Origin of the sequence: Streptomyces sp. NBC_00239 (assembly GCF_036194065.1) — a bacterium.
In the GTDB taxonomy this organism is placed as follows: Bacteria; Actinomycetota; Actinomycetes; order Streptomycetales; family Streptomycetaceae; genus Streptomyces.
In genome coordinates, this window is record NZ_CP108096.1 from 232874 (window position 1) to 251576 (window position 18703).

The following is an 18703-nucleotide window of genomic DNA, read 5'->3' on the forward strand; positions in this document are numbered from 1 at the left end:
CAGACGCGGTGGGCTCGGCGGGGCGGGCCGGCGCCGGGAGAAGAGCTTCATGCCGCCTCACCCGTCTCGATGACGCCGCGGGCCAGGGCGCGGGCTTCGACGTCGCTGAGGAACAGCGCCTGGAACGCGGTCGCCTTCTGCTCGGCGACGACATGCATGCGGCCCGGGATGAGGGAGTACGGCGGGATGGACCACACCTCGGGGGCGACGCGCTGCCACAGCGCGGCGCCGCCGTAGGCGAGGACCCGGGTGGGGAAGACGTCCTTGACGGGGACAGCGCCCAGGCCCGGCAGGCCCACGCGCGGATTGCCGGCGAAGATCTGGATGCCGAAGCCAGGGCCCGCGGCGAGCAGGACGCCGAGGGCCTCGACGCCCGGGGCCTCCTCCAGCTGGGTCTCCGGGCGGGTCTGGGACCAGTACTCGCGCAGCCCGTACGCGACGGTGCCCAGGTGCTCGATGACCATGACCCGGCGTCCGCGCCAACTGCCGTCCCAGGCAGCGGTACCGTCCTGCAGGGCGGCCACGTTGATCAGGAGGTGGTCGTGGATCTCCGGGATCCGCGACAGGTAGCGCACCCCGGGCAGGTCGCGGGCCCACTGGTGGCCGGCGCCGCCCGGGTCGATGAGGTCGACGCTCGCGCCCAGCGCCAGGGCCTGCGCGGTCAGGGAGCGCAGCAGGGTGGTGGTGCCGCCGCCGGCGCCGGTGGCGACCAGGGCGTGCTCGGCGCCGGGCGGCAGGTGGACGGGGCGGTCGCGGTCGGCGAGACCGAGGAGCGGAGTGTGGGCGGAGTTCAGGGCGGTCAGGGTGTGGGGGTCCGTGAGGCGCAGCGAGTTGCGCAGGGCCTGGATCGGGATGGAGGTCTGGGTGCTCATCAGCTGCTGCCCTTCGGTGCGGGCCGTGCGGTGCCGCGGCGCCGCTTGGCGGTCTTGGTGCGGGCCTTGGCAACGGCGTCGGGGCCGTACATGCGCAGGCGGGGCCGCAGGTGGGCGGGCTTGCCGCAGGACTCGGCGGCGTCCGGGTGGTCGCCGTCGGTGGTGAAGTAGGTGGAGAAGGCCGGCATCTCGGCCAGCTGCGGGGCGCGTTCGGCCAGGCGCTGGGTGCGCAGCCGCAGGCCGACCTTCGGCGCGGGGATGCGGCCGCGGCCGATGACCGGGCGCACCCCGTGGTTGAGGAAATTCAGCCGCACCCCCCAGATCAGGAGGTTGGTGCGCCGCCAGTAGGTGGTGGAACGTTTCGCCCCGTAGTAGGTGAAGAACAGCGGGGGCAGAAGGAAGACCGGGATCAGCGGCTTCAGGGGCATCCCGAAGAGCAGCAGCCAGGTGCCCCACCAGATGGGGAACATCACCGCGCCGTACTTCAAGGTGGTACGCGGCAGGCCTTCGCCCAGGTCGAGGCCAAGCAATTCGTGCTGCCTGGTTTCGAGATCCCAGTGCCGGGTGTAGGTGCTGGAGGTTCGCATCGTCGCCGCCTCAGCCCGTGAAGACGGTGGCGATCTTGGCGCCGATGAACTTGAGGATCGTGACGGCCTGGGTCGGCGTGAACACCATCACGGCGACGACGGCGCCGCCGACCATGTGGGTGATCAGCGCGCCCCACTCCTTTTTCGCCCAGTGCCCGAAGCCGCGAACGGCGAGCACGGCGACGAACAGGGAGCCGACGACCGCGAGAATCCAGGAAACGAGCGCGTTGTCTCCGCCCATGGGGAATCCACTCCTTGGGTTTGATGGGAAGGGTGTTGAAGGGCCGGCCGTACGGCGGGCCCGCGGCAGCCGCCGCGTGAAAGGGGGAGGGCCGCTACGCGGTCTTGGCGGTGACCGCCTCGACCTGCCAGCGACTCGCGCTGGACGCCGAGACCTTGGTGAGGGTGATCTGGTAGGTCTGCTGGACCTGGGCGCCGCCGAGCTTCCAGCGCACCGTTGCCGTGCCGGACCTCTTGTCGCCGGTGCCGGCGTCCACGACCCAGGAGTCGAGGGTGTCGAGCGCGAGTCCGGAGCCGAGCGGCTCGATGTCCGCGCCGGGCGCGGCCGCCTGGTCCTCGCTGCCCTGGGCCCACGACTTGAGGAAGTCCTTGACCGTCTCGCGGGTCATGCCCGCGAGCTGGGTGTCGGCCTCGGGGCCCTCCGGCGCCTTGTAGCCGGCGGCGGTCGGCATGCCGACCAGCGCGGGCTGCCCGGTGACCACCACCCGGCCCTCGCCCTGGGCGACCGGCACCTCCAGTCCGCGCCAACTCGTCGCGGTCCGCTGGTTCTTGCCGCTGCCGGTCACCGTGCTCACCCGCACGTCGACCCGCACCCGGGCCCGCTTGCCGCCGACCTGGGTCACGGTGCCCGGGATGGTCTGCGCGACCAGCTGGACGCCGGAGCCGTTCCACCCGAGCTTCGGGTCGATGCCCTTGGCCAGGTCCGCCTCGAGCTCCTTGGCGCGGGCATCGGGTTCCTGCGCGTTCCAGTTCATGTAGCTGCGAGCGAACCGGGCCGCGACCTGCTGCGCCTCGGCTTCGGGCACGTTGTTCTTCTTGGCCTCGGCCTGCGGGTCCGCCTGCTCGACGGGCGTCGGCGGCTTCGTGGGGAAGACCCACGTGCGCACGCCGGTGAACGCGGCCAGGCCGATGACCAGCCAGATCGCGACCCGTCCCGCCTTGCGGGCGGCCGAGCGTCCCGAGGACTCCTCCTCCTCCGCCCAGCCCAGCGCGGCCGGCGCTCGCGTCCCCCTCCCCTCCCCCGCCTCTGGCGAAGGCGCCTCCACCGAGGCGTCCGCGACAGCGGTGATTCCCTCATCACCGCCCTTGGGCTCTTTCGGTGGAAGATTCAGCATCTTCCGCAGCGCACTCATCCCGTACTCCTCGGCCAATTCCCAATAACCGACCTCCGCGCATAAGGGCATGGCGGGGTGCCATGCGGCCTCACGCATTTCGCGGAAAGCTCACACGGAAAACGTAGAATCGTTGGCCTGTGGATAAGTTCCGGCGATTCGGCGCCCCACGGTTCAGCGGAGGGGGAGAGCACAAAAAATGGGGGCCACGGGAAAACCCGTGGCCCCCATCGGTGCCTCTGTGCCCGGCAGGTCAGCCGTGGCGGTCCTCGTCCTCCTCGTCGCCTTCCTCGTCGTCGTCGACGGCGCCGTCCTCAGCGTCCTGCTCGTCCTGGTCGGAGTCGGCGGGATCGTCGGACTCCACGGCCTCCTTCTCGTCCTCGTCGGGCCGGTAGTAGTCGGCGAGGTCGGCCAGCGCGAACAGCTCCTTGCCGTCGACGAGACGTCCGCCGGGGAAGTTGTTGCGGCGCCGCTTGTGCTGGCGCATCAGCTCGGCGCTGACCTCGATCCCCTCCTCGGCCAGCCGGCGGGAAATCTCCGCCAGCGGCAGCAGCTCGACGTCCTCCTCCGGCTCGTCCACGACGGCCGGCGACGCCGCGTCGCCCTCCAGCGCCAGCGGATCGTCCTTGACCATGCTCACCGCCGGCCGTTCTCCACCACCCTCGTCAGCTGCCGATATGGTCTGCTGGTCAGGCGAGTTGACCTCCTTGGTGAACAGCGGCCTGGACTCCTGCAGCAGGGACGGCAGCCGCTGAGGACTGCGCGCCGGCGGGGCCCCGTACAGGTCCTCCGTGCTGTATCCGCGCTGGGCGCGCAGTTCCATGCTGTGCGTGCGGAAGTCCTCCGGGTCCGCGTACGGGACCTGGATCCACACCCGCCGGTTGCCCTCGATGATCATCATGCGGCCCGCACGGTCGACGCTCTCCGGCACGGGAGTGGTGTTGACGATCATCTTCCACTGGTTGGCGTTGTAATTGCCCATAAGGATCATTCGGAACATGTTCCGCAGCCCCCGGGAGCCGACCGCAGCCTCGCGCAGGTCCTGGAAGACGCCGATGATCGTCACGTTGACGTGCCGGCCCATGCGCATGATGGACGCGATATCGCCCCAGATGGGGTCGCTGGCCGGGTCGCCCTTTTCCTTGTTCTCGTTCCACCACTCTTTCGACGCGTCGCCGAATTCGTTGCCTTCTTCGAGAATGAGGGTAAGGCGGTCGAAGTTCTTCCTCGGGTTGCCCTTCTTCACATAGTTCCGAGCCTCCACCTCACGGGCGGCCCAGGAAATCGCGGACCGCATGTCCCCGATATTTCCCGGGTCGGTGTAGAGGTGAACTCCCTCCACTCCCTCGAAGCAGTTGATGCTCGCCATCTTCACGTCGATGCCGATGACGGTCGCTCGCTGCCGTACCAACTGCGTGATGATCATCTGGAGGAACGAGGACTTGCCGCCACCCGAACCGACCGAAAGCGCCCACATCGCGGTTTCGCCGGTCATTTCCTTGATTACCGGGCGCTGGCGTTCGTCGATACCCAGCACGAGCTGGCCGGGCTCACATGCGGCGATCGCCTTCTGCACGATGTCGCTGAAGAAGTCCACCTTCTCCGGCGGTTCGAGCTTCGGCTTCGGCTTCTGCGGGGTGAACACCACGTTGAAAGGATGGTTCTTGAGGTTCCACTCCCCCGCCCACTGCCCGCCCATCCGGTCCTGGATCAGCTCACGCATCTGGTCCTTGAAGCCACCCGGATCGTGCCAGCCGTCCGGCAGCCGCACCGCGACGAACGACCGGTCGATGGGGATGTTCAGGGCACGCAGCCGTTGATGGTCGTCCCACTCGGACAGCAGGTCCTTGAGCGCCATGGACATCGGAATCACCAGGGCCCGCATGTGGTTTCGCCGGCCGCGCCCGCGTATCGCGGCGATCACCACGATCGGGACGGCCACGGCTGCGGCGACGATCGACACACGGATCACACGGTCGTGGTCCTTGATCCCCCACCACATCCACGCAGCCCAGCCCGCCCACGCGAGGAGGACCACTCTCAGCAGGGCGACCCCCCAGCGCGGCAGACTGCCCGGTGGTCGTGGCTCACCGTCCAGCGGGGCCCCGCTGATGAACCGGCCGAAGACCATGACCCCTTGCTCCAGGCCGTCCTCGACCTGCTTGTCAAACTTCGTCTGCGCCACGGGCCACTTCCCCTTCCACGCTCAGCTCCCTCCCGGCTCCCGCAGCACGCGGAAGAACGATCAAGAGCGAACGTAGAAAGATCGGCCTGTGGACAGAGTCCGCGAAAGCGGACCACCGCACCGCGGCGAACTACGCGGAGCAGCCGCGCTGTTCACCCGGGCCCCCCACGGGCCTGCCCTCGGCAGGGCGCCGACCGTCGAGCTCAGGGAGCGCCGCCGCCGATGACAGCCGCGATCGAGGTCGCAGGCAGCACGGAGTGCCGCTCAACCACGGCTGGCTGCGCCGGAGTTCTGGTCCGGCACGGGTGCCGTATCCCCCGAGCCGATAGCGTCGGAGCATGCACCCCACTTCACCCGCCGGCCCGGTAGCCGGGACCCCCGCCTACTGGTCGATGCTGGAGCGTCAGGCCGACAGCTACTCCCGAAGCCGTGCATCAAGCGCACCCGGCGACTGGGCTGACGCGCAAGATCTCATGATGCGCCTGAAGCCGTACGGCACATCCGGTCTGCTCGACCTGTCCACGCTGCTGGTCCTGCACGCCATCGACCGCTGCCCCGTCGAGCTCCGCGACGGCCAAGGCCGGCCAGCCCTCTCGAACCTGATCCACGGCCAGTCCGACGCCCTCACGACGATCGACGCGACTGCATCCGCGAACGCGCGCCTGAACCGCGGGCCCGAGACCGCCAACGACCTCGCCGACACCGAGCAGCAGATCGAGCGCATCAACGACCTCGAGACGGCAGTGGCGACAGCCCTTCAGACTCGGGCCGGGCACCCCAAGGCCCGACGCAACGTACGCCGAGCCCTGACTGACCGCGGCGAGGGTGCCCGGGAAGCATCGGCGATCTTCGGAATCCTCAGCGAGATCATGGAGACCATCGGCCACCGCACCGCTCACACCGCAGGCTGAGCCGCCGCACGCCACTCCCCGCTCCGGTGCCGCACCGCACCCTGACCGCGATACACAGCCTCCAAGCGGCCCTGGCTCACCGGCTCTGCGAGCCACGCAGTCAGTGTTCGCGCACATGTGGGCGCTTCAGGAGGCGGCGATTCTGGCGTTCGCCGCCATTGCCGGGCCCTGACGGCCGACGCTTAGGATCGCTCCTGGCGAAGAATCGAACGAGGTCGAACGGAGCGCTCTGCGAGGAGCGGCCGAATAGCTGGCGGAGCCGCAGGCCGTCTGGGATCGGGTGCCCTGCGCTCAGCGGGCGGAGCCGAACAGGAGCGCCAGTCCGATGATCAGCCCACCGTAGGCCAGCACCAGCAGGGCCACGACGACGAGCAGCAGCCAGCCAGTCAGAATGCCGACAAGCGCCAACCCGCGATCCCGACCGTCAAGGCGCTTGCCGCGGCGTCGGCCGAGATGGCCGGCCGGGACGGCGACCACGCCGAACATGAACATGGCGAAGGTGTAGTACTGCCCATACATGAGCCAGAACATGGGCGTGGCGAAGATCGCCACTATGAGAGCGACGCCCAGAGCCGCTGACCAAATACTGACCCGTGCCGGAGTGTTGCGGACTGAGCCGCCTCGCCGTGCTGTCGCCGGCGCATTGTTGTCCATCATGCTTGTTCCCCCGTAAAGATCAGATCGCCACCCTACGAGAGACCCGACCCCGGAGGCCGCCTTCTCCGTTCGGGTGGAAGATGGCGCCACCCCTCCATCCATGGGGCGAACACCACCGGCTACGAGGCACCCTTCACCACGGCGAGCCGCTGAGCCCCCTGCAGTCGCTCCTCCTCGTCCCGTGTGATCCGGTGCGCTTGTCCGCGGTTCACCTCACGACCGTGAGCAGCAAGCCAGTCCACCACGGTCGGTGTGTGCGTGGAGTCGAGGACCCTCATCGCATAGCGGACTGCAGCCGCATTCGACTTCAACCCCGCGACAGCGGACTCGTGTTCGGCGCGCTCGAGATTCCCCACCGCGCCGCCACCCTCTATCTCAGGTACGGGGTCTGCAGCTTTTGGGACTCCGCCCTCCCCCGAGGTCGGGACAGTGAGCCCTTCCTCCGTCCTCCCTGCGATCGGGACGTCGGTCGGTTCGTCGCCAGGTTCCTCATCACTCGCCGGGTCTCCAGGGCCTGGCGTGCTCCATCCAGGCTCCGCCTCGCTGTCCCCCTGCCGTGAGGTGGGAGCGACGGACGCCGACGGACCTGGCTCTGGCGGGGCTTCGGCAGCGCCTCCTCCGATGGTGTCTTGCTCGTCCCGGCTGGCGTCTGGCTCAGACGACCCCGCATCTGACAGCTCGAGGCCTCCCCCGTGCTCGGGTCCTATTGCGTGATCATTCTGGTCGCCGGGGCCTGGCACGGTGTGCCTCTCCAGTTCCTGCGGGCGACTCGTCCCCACTTCCGGGTCACGTGCCCGGGGGTGGCTCGCCGCCTCAAGCGGCACTCCAAAGCGCGCGATGCGCAAGGGAAGGAGTTCCTCCACCGGGGCCTTCCAGCGCCAACCTCGCCCGTAGCGACCTCGCAGCCGGGCCTGGTACACGAGTCGCTGTTGCTCGGCCTGGATTACGTCGTCGTACTTCCGGATCTCCCAGAGCATCATCCGGCGCCAGAGCCGGAAAGTAGGCAGCGGGGCGAGCAGCCACCGCCAGAGCCGGACCCCTTCCATGTGCCGGTCCGCTGTGATCGCCGCCAGCCGACCGACCGCATGCCGGGCCGCCTCGACCGTCACCACGAAGAGGATGGGGATCACGCCGTGCATGCCGACACCTACTGGGTCCGGCCAGGCAGCCACAGCGTTGAACCCAATCGTCGCAGCGGTCAGGAGCCAGGCCGCCTGACGGAGCATTGGGAACGGAATGCGAAGCCAGGTCAGTAGAAGATCGAGGGCCAGGAGCACGGCGATGCCGGCATCGACCCCGATCGGGAAGACCGTGGCGAAGGACCCAAAACCCTTGCGGACCGCGAGATCCCGCACGGCCGTGTACGAACCTGCGAATCCGATCGCCGCGATCACCACCGCTCCCGACACCACCACGGCTATCAGGCCACGCTGGGTTCGGCTCAGGCTGATGCGCTTTGCGCTGCGCTCCACTTCCCACTCCCTTGATCCGATTCCGGGAAGTGTGCGGCGAGCCGCCTGTGGATAGAGTCCCGCTTCTGCCGCAGCAGCCCGATGGGTCCAAGCGAGTGAATCGACCAGATGGCTGATGCGAGCGGCCACCGAGGGGGAATGGATGAAGGCGCAGCCGTAGCTCTTCAAGGTGGCTCTGACGCTGAGGCGGGTACCCGGGGTACCCACCCGCGGACCCGGAGACCCGGAGACCCGCACGGAACGCGAGGGGCGGGTACCCGGGGTACCCACCCCCTCCACCTCTCCGCGGACCCGATGCCGAGGTGGGTACCCGGGGTACCCACCCCCTCCCCTCCCCGTGGACCTGACGCCGAGGTGGGTACCCCGGGTACCCACCCGCGGACCCGGAGACCCGGAGACCCGCACGGAACGCGAGGGGCGGGTACCCGGGGTACCCACCCCCTCCACCTCTCCGCGGACCTCAAGGGTGGGTACCCGGGTACCCACCCGCGGACCTGACGCTGAGGCGGGTACCCGGGGTACCCACCCGCGGACCCGATGCCGAGGCGGGTACCCGGGGTACCCACCGCCCCGCCTCCCCCGCGCCCCACGTGGACCCGATGCCGAGGCGGGTACCCGGGGTACCCACCCCCTCCACCTCTCCGCGGACCTCAAGGGCGGGTACCCGGGGTACCCACCCCCTCCCCTCCCCGCGGACCTGACGCCGAGGTGGGTACCCGGGGTACCCACCCCCTCCACCTCTCCGCGGACCTCAAGGGCGGGTACCCGGGGTACCCACCCGCGGACCTGACGCTGAGGCCGGTACCCGGGGTACCCACCGCCCCGCCTCCCCCGCGCCCCACGTGGACCCGATGCCGAGGCGGGTACCCGGGGTACCCACCCCCTCCACCTCTCCGCGGACCTCAAGGGCGGGTACCCGGGGTACCCACCCGCGGACCTGACGCTGAGGCCGGTACCCGGGGTACCCACCGCCCCGCCTCCCCCGCGCCCCACGTGGACCCGATGCCGAGGCGGGTACCCGGGGTACCCACCCCCTCCACCTCTCCGCGGACCTCAAGGGCGGGTACCCGGGGTACCCACCCCCTCCCCTCCCCGCGGACCTGACGCCGAGGTGGGTACCCGGGGTACCCACCTCCCCTCCCTGCAGGCGGAGCCGGCGGGGCGGGTACCCGGGGTCCCTCCCTGCAGGCGGAGCCGGCGGGGCGGGTACCCGGGGTACCCACCCGCGGACCTGCCACCGGGGTGGGTACCCGGGGTACCCGCCCGTGGAGGCGAACCTGGAGAACACGCGCCCAACCATCAGCGCCGATCGAAGCCACGCTCCTCGACGGTGACGCCGAGGGCCGCCATCCTGGACACTCCGAGTCCGGCTTCCGCCTCACTGCGGCCTTGGCGCTGACGTGTTCGCAGCCGGGCCGGGAGTGCATGCCGACCGACTTCCACCACGCCCTCATCTACACGCCGATGCAGGGCGGCTGGTTGACGCGCAAGCAGCGCGAGCGCAAGGGCGGGCAGTACGCCGAGAACAGGTTCACTCGAGCCGGGGCGGGTACCCGGGGTACCCACCCCGGCGATCCGGCGCGGGCTGCGGCTACCTTCGCTTCTCGTGGCGACTCGACGGAACGCGACAGGCGTCAAAACACGGCGGAGGCCCGACGCTCAAAAGCAGCGTCGGGCCTCCGCCGGATTCTTCAGATTCTCAAGCTACCGTCGCTTCGGCCATATCGATGCCGAGCTCAGCGCACAGTTCTTGAGCTGCCTTCATGAACTCTATGGCAGCCTCCCGCGCCTTCCCCTCGTCGGTCGCTCGCAGAGAGCGAATCTCCTCCTTAGCTTGGGACAGGCGATCACTGCCCGTCTGGCTGCCTGCTCGGGCAGACGGCTGCGAAACAACCTTTGCCTTCTGGTCGACAGGTTCAGCGAACCCGAGGAATGCGGCAGCCTCCTGGAGGGTCTTCTCCGTGATCTTCTTGCGAGATGCCTCCGACCACACCTGCCGCACGGCCTCATCGCCGAACGTCTCAAAGACCGGACAGAGGGGTCGTAGGTGCTTCTCGACGAGCTCCATCGACGTCACGGACTCGAGTGCCATCACAACCGGAACAGCTCGGATGATCTTGTTCGCGTAGTTCTTGCCGAAGCCGAAGCGAGCCTTCATCAGCGCGTCAAAGTTCGGGAACCCCATCGTCTCCCAGAGTTCCTCCTCCTTGATAGCGACGAAGTTCTGACCCTGAACGATGATCTTCTGCTGCTGTACACGCTGCTCATTCGCGCGCGCAGCCATCTCGGCCTGCGCGATACTCCTGGCGTAGTGGTTGAACCGCTCCTTCGGGTCTTCGCTCTCCGGCCTACTGAAGGGCTGGATCTCCACATACCCATTCCGGTCACGGTTGACAGGCAGGTGGACCAGGCCGTCGTCGTCATCTCCATGCAACAGCACCTCGGCGCTCGGCCCGCTCTCCTCGACGACGTTCTCGTCGGCGGCCGGCGGTGCGTCGCTTGACGCTGCAGGCGCATCCCCAGATCCGTCGTCGACTTCCGACGTCTCGGGTTCAGCGGCTGTCTCGGACTCCTGGCTAGCGGCTTCCGCCGCGGCCTCAGCCTCAGCGGCCTTTGCCTCAGCGGCCTTCCGGCCGGCCTCCCACTCGGCGCGGATCTCCTCACGAGTACGGACGGGCGGCACCGCGCCTCCTTCGGGCTGCCCGGAATCACTACCCTTCGGCAGGCTCTTGGGACGGTACTTACTCATGCCGCCAACTCCTTGGCCAGCTTCCTCATGGAGTCAGCCTGTGGGCAGTCTGGGGCGAACTGGAACAGCGGGATCTCGTAGTCAGATGACTCGCGCCCCTCGATGCTGTCCTTGAGCTCTGCCAGGACGATGGGGGAGTGCAAGGTGTTCCACTCGTCATAGAACCCGCGCGTCACTGTGCCCTTGCGCGAGTCGTACGCGTTGATGATGAAGCCGAGTTGGTCCACCTCAATCCGCAGGTTCTTGCACGTCGTCTCGATCTGCCCCTTGAGCAGGTTGTAGGCACGGAAGGACGACTTGTCGGACCAGACCGGGATCAGAATGCCCGAGTGGTCCGTCAGCTCACCGGGGCGCCGGTGTACGTAGTCGATCGCCAGCTCCATGCCGAGCCCCAGGTTGGGAGGGCCATCCAGGACAACCACGTCATAGTCGGCTTCGACCGGCTCAAGGGCACGGCGCAGGCAAGTGTCTCGACCCGCGGACATCGTCGCGAGGGAGGCGTCCATCAGGAACGCGTCCTCAAACGCCGGCAGTATGTGCAGCCTGCCGTCGAACATCGGGCCCGGGTTGATCTCGCGTCCCTCCATCGGCACTTCCTCGAGCGCGATGATGGACCGGCGTAGGTGCTGCGTGGCCTTGCCGAGCATGTGCGTCAGGAGGCTGTCACCTCCGGTGGGGAGCTCAGCAACCTGCAAGCGTGCTGAGAGGTGCCCCTGGGGGTCGTAGTCGACGAGCAGTACCTTGAGGCCCAGCTCTGCGAGGGCCTGGGCAAGTGCGGCGGCGATGAAGGTCTTCCCAACACCCCCCTTCTGATTGCCTACGAGGATTCGCTTGACCGGCTGGCGGACCACGCGCTCGACGGGGGAGGGGTGGCGGAGTAGCCACAGGGTGATGGCCTGGGCGATGCCCTGCACCTTCGTCACCTTGCGGGCTTCGCACTCGTCCTCGAAGCGGGCGACTCCTCCGGCAGGAACGTACGAGGCCCAGGACTTGGCGCCCTTCACCTCTACCTTCTCCGCGGACGGGGTGTCGTACCAGGAGTGGAGTGCATGGACGATCGCGTCTGAGACGTTCAGGCCGTGTTCAGCCGCTCTGATCTTGAGATCGCGGCGCATCTCTGGCATGACGTTCGCGATGAGCTTTTCAGTGCCGGAATCACTGTTCGGGGTGGACATGGTGGGCAACTTATCAGTCACCGACATGTCAGTGAGCTAAGGTACGGCGTGTTGCCCGAGATGATCATGTTTCAGGCGTGGTGGCTGCTCCGGATGGGCGACCCCTGACCACGAAAGTGGGGCAAACGGGATGCTGTGTACGGCGTGTTGGGGTCTCTCTTGCGGCGCCGAATCGGGGTGGAAGCCAGCAAACTGGCGGGTCGTTGTTCTACCAAGTCTCCCTGCGCCCTCGTCGCACCGTGGGTGCAGGCGCCGTGCCGAGGGAGGGACTGAGTGATGATCTCACCGCGCCGCTCAGCTCGCGGCGCACGGCACTGCTCGGGTACCCGGGGTACTCGCCCCTACGACCGGGACAGAAGTCGCCCCAAACTGTGCGTCTCCTCGAACGCGAGGAAGCACAATATGGGCCGCACTTTGACTCTCAGAAGTTCAGTTGGCATACACAAAACGCGGTCCAGTTCTGCGCTGGTTCCTTGCCTTGGTGTCGCAATTTCGGTCACTAAATCCAAACGCCACTTTCGCTCTCTAATGAGAGATTCTGACGCGCAAAATATCGCTCCTTGGGGGACGACTCCACATCGCCACGCCAATCTCGAAACGGCAGTGCCGCAGGTCAGAGAGGGTGTAGGGTGACGAGCGCTTAATCGAATACTGAGGATCTTGAATTCCGAGAATCGCGGAAGAACCCGCTAAGGGGGACCTCGTTATTCAACTCGGATAAGCGGTTCGCTTGCCAGATCCGAAAGCGACGCAAAGCCCAGCTCAACCCATCCGTAGAGGAGGAATGCCGTGCCTTCTTCCTCCGTGCTGCGTGGGGGCATGCGATCGCCCGGGGTGACTAAGCACCCAGAACCTCATCGGTCGGCGCCCGGCATCGCCCTGTGCGCCACGGTCGCGCCCGCTGGGACTTATCCACAGGTCATGCCGTGCAGGGTGGCCCAGAACGCGAAGAGCCCGGGATCTGCGGTCCCGGGCCGTTCGCACTGCGTGGAGGGGGTGTTGGTCAGCCAGATAGCCAGCTGAGTGCCGGTGTCGCCGGGTTCGTCTCTCGTGCTTTCCCTAGCCAGATCGAGCCGCGGTGACGGTGTCCCCTGCCTACCTCGATTATGGAGCAGATCATCGCTGTCCGTACGAGGGCTGGCTCAGTCATGCCGAAATCGGCTGATGGAGCGGCTCGATCCAAGCGTTCTGGTTCGTCCTGGCGTCGTAGTGCGCGCGTGGGCGAGGTTGTTGAGTTGGCTGGTCCGGTCCCGGAGTCGGGGCCTGGTGATCCTCTGGTGTTGAACCGGGCGATGCGTGCCCGGCTGCATGCCGCGGTGCGGTGCCTCTTGGCGGACAAGTCCCTTGAGGGTGTCCCGGATTCGGTGCGTCTGGCTGCGGTGGTCCTGTTGGCGAAGGCGCCGGCGCGTAGTGCTGTTCTGCGTCTTCGGGCGGGGGAGATGGGGCGGTGGCTCGGGTTCTCCGAGTCGTACGTCGACCACAAGGTGCTGCCCATGATGCGCGCGGCCGGTGTGGTGGAGACCAAAGCGCTGACGGATGAGGCCGGCCGGGTAACGGGCCTGGAGTGGAAGTTCCTGCCGTTGCTCGCCGCGCGGGAGAGCGGCGATCCGATGCACCCGCTCGCCTTGGCCCGCAAGGACCTGGCGACGCTTCTTCGGTTCTGCGAGGCGCTGTTCGCGCCGGGCTGGGCGCCGATCGACGGTCCGGTGACGCTGCCGGGGCTGCTGGGGACTCGGCGGGGGAGGGGCGCTGCGACGGACCGGCTCGCTCTGCTGCTGCTCGCGCTGCAGACGCGGCCGGACGGGCGGGTGCGTCTGGTCGGCGGGTCGGTGAAGGAGGGCCGCGGGCGCGCGGACGCCACGGTCGCGAAGGCGCTCGGCTGTTCGGTGTCCGGTGGAGGCAAGGTCGTCGACCGCCTGGAGCGGCTCCAGGTCGTCGAGGTGGTGCGTGGGACGACGGAGACGGGCCAGTACGGCAAGGGCCGGCTGGTCCTGCCCGCGATCGCGTCCGCGTTCGGTCGGGACGCGGCACCGCAGGTTGTTGTCGAGGGCGGCGCCGAGGAACTGGAGGAGCAGCCCGAACAGTGCCCGTCGTGCGCGCACGGTTCGGCTCAGGGTGAGGACGAGGCGGCCGGTGAGGCCTTGGTGGTCTCGGGGGAGGGCTGGCAGCAGGAGTCGTTCGACGATGTCGAGCCCGTGGTTTTCCAGCGCCCCGTTGCTGCACCCGGGGATCTTGAAGCCGGGCCGGAGGAGGAAGGCCCTGTCACCAGCAGGGAAGAGGCTCTTGAGCCCGCGCCGGAGACCGGTGTGGTGGAGCGCCCTGCTGGTGCACCCCTCCACGCTGACCACGCGCTGGGAGTTTCTCTCTCTGGTTCTCTCTCGCTTGCTGGTGGGTTTTCCGGCGAAGCCGATCCGGGGTGCGGTGATCTGCCGGAGTGCGCGGGCGCCCGCGAGGGCGGGCCGGATCGCACCGAGGTCGCCGCGGCTGCGGCCGGTGGCGGGCTGGGCGGCCCGCTCCGCGGGGAACAGCTGCAGGAAGCGGCAGTTGGTGAGTCGGGCAGGTCGGTCGAGCTTGGCTCGGTGAAGGCATCGGCGAAGCAGGCGGGGACGCTGGTGTTCGTACGGCCTGCGGCCTTGCCGGTGGGCTTGGAGTCGGTGCTCGCGCCGGTACGGCCGGTGTGGGAGCAGATCCTGCGGCCGGGCGCCCGCCGCCATGTCGCTGCTGCGGTGCGGGTCCAGCTCGGTGTGCTGCGCGGGATCGTCGGCCTGGCCGAGGCCGAACAGGTCCTCGCTGAGCGACTGGAGCGGCGCCTTGATCAGCAGATGGGCCGGCCCGTTACGGATCCGGTGGGGTGGCTCCTGGGCCGTGGCCTGGCGCAGCGGGCGTGGTGTTGGTCGCAGCTGTGCGACGAGGGCCGGCGGATGGACTCCGGCGCTGACTGCCCCAGCTGCCAGGTCCTGATCGGTGACCGGCGGGGACTGCGTGCGCGGATCGCCGCGGAGACCGCCCGGGAGCTGGTCGGGGCGGCGTCGGCGGTGCTGCAGGCCGAGACCGAGAAGCGGCTGAACGCCGCGGTGACGTCCGAGGCAGCGGCCCAGGCCGTACGGCGGGAGCAGGCACGCGTCGAGCAGCAGGCCCGCGCGAAGGTCGTCGAGCAGCGCCGCGCGCAGAACGCGGCGGCCGAGCAGGAGCGCCTGGCCCGGCCCTGCGAGGACTGCGGGATCCCGGACGCGGCTGGCCGGTGCCTGCTGTGCACCGAACGCCGGGCCGTGGAGCGGTTGTTGGCCGAGTCCGTGGACCTTGCGGTGATGGCCCGCGCCGACCTCACCGACCCGTCGGCGGTCGCGGAGGCCACCGCGCGGTGCACGGCGGACACCCGGTTGCTGCTGGAGCAGCACCTGGACCGGCTGCGCGGTGACGGCATCGAGGACGTCGGCCTGCTGTTCGCTGCCCGGGAGGTCGTCGAGAAGCTCTGCGACCAGCGACGCGAGAGCCTGAACGGTCGGCTGATGCGGACGGCCGAGGCCGAGTGCGAGGCGGACAAGGCGTACGACGCCAAGATGCGCTCGGCGCACCGGTACCCGACCCGGGCGATGGCCCAGGCGGCCGCCGAACGGGCAGCGGAGGAGGCCCTGGGGCGAACGGTGGAGGTCTTGTTCGCCGACCGGGCCCGGCGCCTGCGGACCGCCCGGGGCGAGCAGCCGGCTCGGCCCAGGGTGACGGACTGGGCGAGCCGCTGTGCCGAACTCGCCGACCAGCAGCTTCCCGACGACCGGGCCCAGCATGCCGGGGCACGGGCCCTGGAGGCGGTGAGCGCGGCATGACCACCCTCGGCATCACCACCGCCACGGTCTCGGCGCCGTACGGCAGCCCACGTTCGTCCTCTTCCTCACCACCGGGATGCTGCCGGCAGGTGCGGGTGCTCCGGGATGTGGTGTCCCCCCTGCCAGCAGGGGAGATGCCATGACCACCAGGACTCTTCCCCGGGCCCGCCGTACCCCGGTGGTGCCGGTGTGGGAGCGGCGCCCGCTCACCCGACGCTCCCGTCGGCTGTTGCTGGAGGGCGACGTCGAGGGGCGCTACGCCGGCCGGGACGATCCTGACTCCGGCTACCGGCTCACCATGGCGCTCGCGCTCGCCTGCTCGCAGCCCGGCCGCGAATGGACGCCCGCCGACTTCCACCAGGCCCTCATCTACACGCCGACCCGGGGCGGCTGGTGGGCGCGCAGGCTCCGCGAGCGCAAGGGCACCCAGTATGCGGAGAACAAGCTCACCGCGATGCTGGACAAGGCCCGCGAGTTCGCCGCCCGCAACACCGCGATCACCGGCCGCCCGGACGCCCTGGAACGGATCAACGAGGTCCGCCATGCCGTGGAACACCTCGCCTGGCCGTCCCGCGGCGGGGGAGCGGTCGACCAGAAGAACATCGCCGCACGCCTCACGCTGTGCGAGCGGGCCGGCGGCCTGGAGCACACCACCGCGCTGCGCCCGCACGCCGAGCGGATGGGCTGCGCGAAGTCGACCGCCGAGGCCAGCGACAAGCGGCTCGTCGAAGCCGGGTGGCTTCAGTTGCTGGAGGCCGGCACCGGCAAGAACCACGGCTCACGGTGGCGGCTGAAGATCCCCGACCACGTCACCGAGCTCCTCGCTCGTGCAGCGCCGGGACAGTTTCTGCCCCCCACTCCCGGGGAGATGGCAACTGTCCCGGATCCGCACACCTTCACCGACACCGCCGCACTCGCCTCGGTGATGGCCCACGACGCCTTCCACCACTTCGCCCACGGCACCAGCGGCGCCCGCATCCTGGCCTGCCTCGACGTCACGGAAGGACTCGCGCCCGCCCAGCTGCAGCGGGCGACCAGCCTGCACCGCACCACCGTCGCCCGCCGACTGGACAAACTCGTCGCCGACGGCCTCGCCCGCGAGTGCGAGGGCCTGTACTACCTGGCCCCCGACCTTGCCGGCCCCGCCCGCCTCCACCCCGACGACCAGGTCCTTGCCGAGGCCGCCGAACAGCAGGGCACCGCGGGATTCGGCGAGCGCCGCAGAGCGCGGCACGCCCGAGAGCGCGCCAACTACCAGCGGTACATCGCCGAACGGAGCACCCGGGCCCGGCCCCAGCGGCCGCGTCCCGTGCTGGTTCCCGAAGGCGTCATCGACCCCGACACCGGCGAACTCCTCGACCAACGCTGGCGCGGCTGGGACGTACGGGACCGCTACCGGCCGATCTGGAACGGACCGGATCCTGCCGACGGCCAGGAAGCGGAGCGAGCCGCATGAGCAGGACATTTGGTTCCCCGATCGGAGTCCGGCCCGCACCGCGTCCCGATCCGGAGCGGGTGGCCCGCTGGTGCGCGGCCCAGCAGTGGCCGGTCTTGCCGCTCGTGCCGGGCACCCCGAACGCCGTACCCACTCCAGCGCCCCTCAATTGTGGAACTCAGTCCCTTTCTGTCCCTGAGAACCGCGCCACAAGCCCACTGACCTGCAACGATGCCCGAGGGACCGAAGCAGGGACACCGGCCGCTACGACCGGCGCATCTTCTGGCTGCTGCCGACCGACGCATCGAAGACCGTCCCTCCCCGAACACCGTCGACGCACCCCTGGAAGCCGTCGCCCCCGAATGGTCCGGCCGGGAGAACCCGGCCGACTCAGAGCACGCGCGGGGCGGCCCTCTGCCCGACGGTCCGGCCACGACCATCCAGAGGGCAACGTGCGCGACCTCCTCGAAGTCCGAGGGCGCGGCTGGGACACCGCCGACCCCACCCGCCGCGTAGGGCTCGGCCGCCTGCCCGCGCTGGCGACATGAGCACGATTCGCTGCGCCGCAGAAAGAGGCAACGTGCAACACATCCAACAGCCTTCCCGACCAACCGAGTTGATCCGAGACTGACCGCATGACCAGCGACCTCATGGGCTCCCAGTCCCCGCATGCCCTCATCCAGACCGTGATCACGAGCTACGGCGACGGCCACCACGACGCACCCCGGGGCGACGCACTGCGCGTGGATACCCGCCCGCTGCGCAACCCGCCCGAGGACCCGGCCATGCGCGACCGGATGCTCCATTCCACCGGCCTGGATCCCGAGGTGCGCGCCTACGTCCTCAGCTCGCCCGGAGCCGAGCGCCTCATCGACCGCAGCACCCGGCGCGCGCTCGCGCTCCTTGGGCAGGCGAGGGCCGGCCGGCGCGTCGACCTGCACGTGGTCTGCGGGGGCGGCCGCCACCGGTCGGTCGCAGTCGCCGAAGAGGTGGCCGAGCGCCTGCGCGCCGCCGGCTACGGCGTGGAGACCGAACACCCGCACATCACCCGGCCGATCCTGCGGTGGCATCCGCTGCTCACTGAGCACGAACTGGCCGCGCTCCGGCTCCTCGCGCGCGGCTGGCACCATCTGGAGGTCGCCAAGGAGCTCAGCGTGCGCCCGGAGACCGCGGGCCGGCTGCTATATCGCGTGCAGATCCATCTCCACGCGCGCACCCTCTACGAGGCCGTCGCGCAGGGGTGCGCACTCGGCATCATCGACCCCGCACCGCCGGGATATCCCGACAGGCGCAGCACACCCCCGGCGCCCTGATGCCGTCACGCTCGCCCTCCCCGCCCGGCCACAGCGCCAGGGGAGCGGGACGCCGACGGCGAGCAGGGCCCGGAGCGGTCCGCAGGATCGCCCGTCCGGCGGGATTCCGGTGATCGCGCATGTCGCGCCCTGCCGTGCGGGACAATCGCCGCGGCGGGCACGGCGCCCGGG

At 69.3% G+C, this 18703-nt stretch carries 13 protein-coding genes; 4 read left to right on the forward strand and 9 right to left on the reverse strand.

The genetic code is table 11. From position 1 onward, the window contains the following. Window positions 1–47: 47 nt before the first annotated feature. The 5 genes from OG764_RS38980 to OG764_RS39000 all read right to left on the reverse strand — a co-directional run bounded on the left by OG764_RS38980 (window position 48) and on the right by OG764_RS39000 (window position 4996). On the reverse strand, window positions 48–872 hold the full coding sequence (locus tag OG764_RS38980) for a cell division protein FtsK (RefSeq protein WP_328973554.1): 825 nt from the start codon (window positions 870–872) through the stop codon (window positions 48–50). Then, the gene (locus OG764_RS38985; RefSeq protein ID WP_328973555.1) at window positions 872–1459 is read right to left on the reverse strand and encodes a hypothetical protein; all 588 of its coding nucleotides are present in this window, start codon (window positions 1457–1459) and stop codon (window positions 872–874) included. Before OG764_RS38985 ends, OG764_RS38980 begins: the two co-directional genes overlap by 1 nt. 10 nt (window positions 1460–1469) lie before the next feature. Beyond that, window positions 1470–1700 (reverse strand): hypothetical protein, encoded by a 231-nt coding sequence (locus tag OG764_RS38990; RefSeq protein WP_328973556.1) that lies wholly within the window; start codon window positions 1698–1700, stop codon window positions 1470–1472. 94 nt (window positions 1701–1794) lie between these two features. Beyond that, a complete protein-coding gene (locus OG764_RS38995) occupies window positions 1795–2832 on the reverse strand; it encodes a conjugal transfer protein (RefSeq protein ID WP_328973557.1) in 1038 nt (345 codons plus the stop codon). A gap of 232 nt (window positions 2833–3064) precedes the next feature. After that, window positions 3065–4996 (reverse strand): hypothetical protein, encoded by a 1932-nt coding sequence (locus OG764_RS39000; RefSeq protein WP_328973558.1) that lies wholly within the window; start codon window positions 4994–4996, stop codon window positions 3065–3067. 338 nt (window positions 4997–5334) lie between these two features. On the opposite strand from OG764_RS39000, the gene OG764_RS39005 reads away from it, so the two are divergent. After that, window positions 5335–5907 (forward strand): hypothetical protein, encoded by a 573-nt coding sequence (locus OG764_RS39005; RefSeq protein WP_328973559.1) that lies wholly within the window; start codon window positions 5335–5337, stop codon window positions 5905–5907. Between the two features lie 291 nt (window positions 5908–6198). Here the strand turns inward: OG764_RS39005 and OG764_RS39010 are convergent, their stop codons facing one another. From OG764_RS39010 to OG764_RS39025, 4 genes are all read right to left on the reverse strand, one after another. Next, on the reverse strand, window positions 6199–6459 hold the full coding sequence (locus OG764_RS39010) for a DUF4190 domain-containing protein (protein WP_328973560.1): 261 nt from the start codon (window positions 6457–6459) through the stop codon (window positions 6199–6201). Between the two features lie 224 nt (window positions 6460–6683). Next, window positions 6684–8036 carry a DUF2637 domain-containing protein gene (locus OG764_RS39015; RefSeq protein ID WP_328973561.1) on the reverse strand — a complete coding sequence of 451 codons (1353 nt, stop codon included), beginning with the start codon at window positions 8034–8036 and terminating at the stop codon, window positions 6684–6686. A gap of 1699 nt (window positions 8037–9735) precedes the next feature. After that, window positions 9736–10785, reverse strand: coding sequence for a hypothetical protein (locus OG764_RS39020; RefSeq protein ID WP_328973562.1), 1050 nt, complete (start codon window positions 10783–10785; stop codon window positions 9736–9738). Further along, entirely contained in the window at window positions 10782–11960 is a 1179-nt protein-coding gene (locus OG764_RS39025; RefSeq protein ID WP_328973563.1) for a ParA family protein, read from the reverse strand. Before OG764_RS39025 ends, OG764_RS39020 begins: the two co-directional genes overlap by 4 nt. 1106 nt (window positions 11961–13066) lie before the next feature. Here OG764_RS39025 and OG764_RS39030 point away from each other — a divergent pair. From OG764_RS39030 to OG764_RS39040, 3 genes are all read left to right on the forward strand, one after another. After that, window positions 13067–15784, forward strand: coding sequence for a hypothetical protein (locus OG764_RS39030; protein ID WP_328973564.1), 2718 nt, complete (start codon window positions 13067–13069; stop codon window positions 15782–15784). Window positions 15785–15923: 139 nt separating this feature from the next. Beyond that, entirely contained in the window at window positions 15924–17240 is a 1317-nt protein-coding gene (locus tag OG764_RS39035) for a hypothetical protein (RefSeq protein ID WP_328973565.1), read from the forward strand. Between the two features lie 614 nt (window positions 17241–17854). Further along, on the forward strand, window positions 17855–18532 hold the full coding sequence (locus OG764_RS39040; RefSeq protein ID WP_328973566.1) for a RapZ C-terminal domain-containing protein: 678 nt from the start codon (window positions 17855–17857) through the stop codon (window positions 18530–18532). The last annotated feature ends 171 nt before the right edge of the window (window positions 18533–18703 follow it).

Excerpts from the sequence above, each read along its gene's own strand:
- OG764_RS39005 (WP_328973559.1), top strand. The coding sequence starts at position 5,335 with ATGCACCCCACTTCACCCGCCGGCCCGGTAGCCGGGACCCCCGCCTAC.
- OG764_RS39035 (WP_328973565.1), top strand. The coding sequence starts at position 15,924 with ATGACCACCAGGACTCTTCCCCGGGCCCGCCGTACCCCGGTGGTGCCG.
- OG764_RS39040 (WP_328973566.1), top strand. The coding sequence starts at position 17,855 with ATGACCAGCGACCTCATGGGCTCCCAGTCCCCGCATGCCCTCATCCAG.
- OG764_RS38985 (WP_328973555.1), bottom strand. The coding sequence starts at position 1,459 with ATGCGAACCTCCAGCACCTACACCCGGCACTGGGATCTCGAAACCAGG.
- OG764_RS39025 (WP_328973563.1), bottom strand. The coding sequence starts at position 11,960 with ATGTCCACCCCGAACAGTGATTCCGGCACTGAAAAGCTCATCGCGAAC.
- OG764_RS39020 (WP_328973562.1), bottom strand. The coding sequence starts at position 10,785 with ATGAGTAAGTACCGTCCCAAGAGCCTGCCGAAGGGTAGTGATTCCGGG.
- OG764_RS39030 (WP_328973564.1), top strand. The coding sequence starts at position 13,067 with ATGGAGCAGATCATCGCTGTCCGTACGAGGGCTGGCTCAGTCATGCCG.
- OG764_RS38980 (WP_328973554.1), bottom strand. The coding sequence starts at position 872 with ATGAGCACCCAGACCTCCATCCCGATCCAGGCCCTGCGCAACTCGCTG.
- OG764_RS38990 (WP_328973556.1), bottom strand. The coding sequence starts at position 1,700 with ATGGGCGGAGACAACGCGCTCGTTTCCTGGATTCTCGCGGTCGTCGGC.
- OG764_RS38995 (WP_328973557.1), bottom strand. The coding sequence starts at position 2,832 with ATGAGTGCGCTGCGGAAGATGCTGAATCTTCCACCGAAAGAGCCCAAG.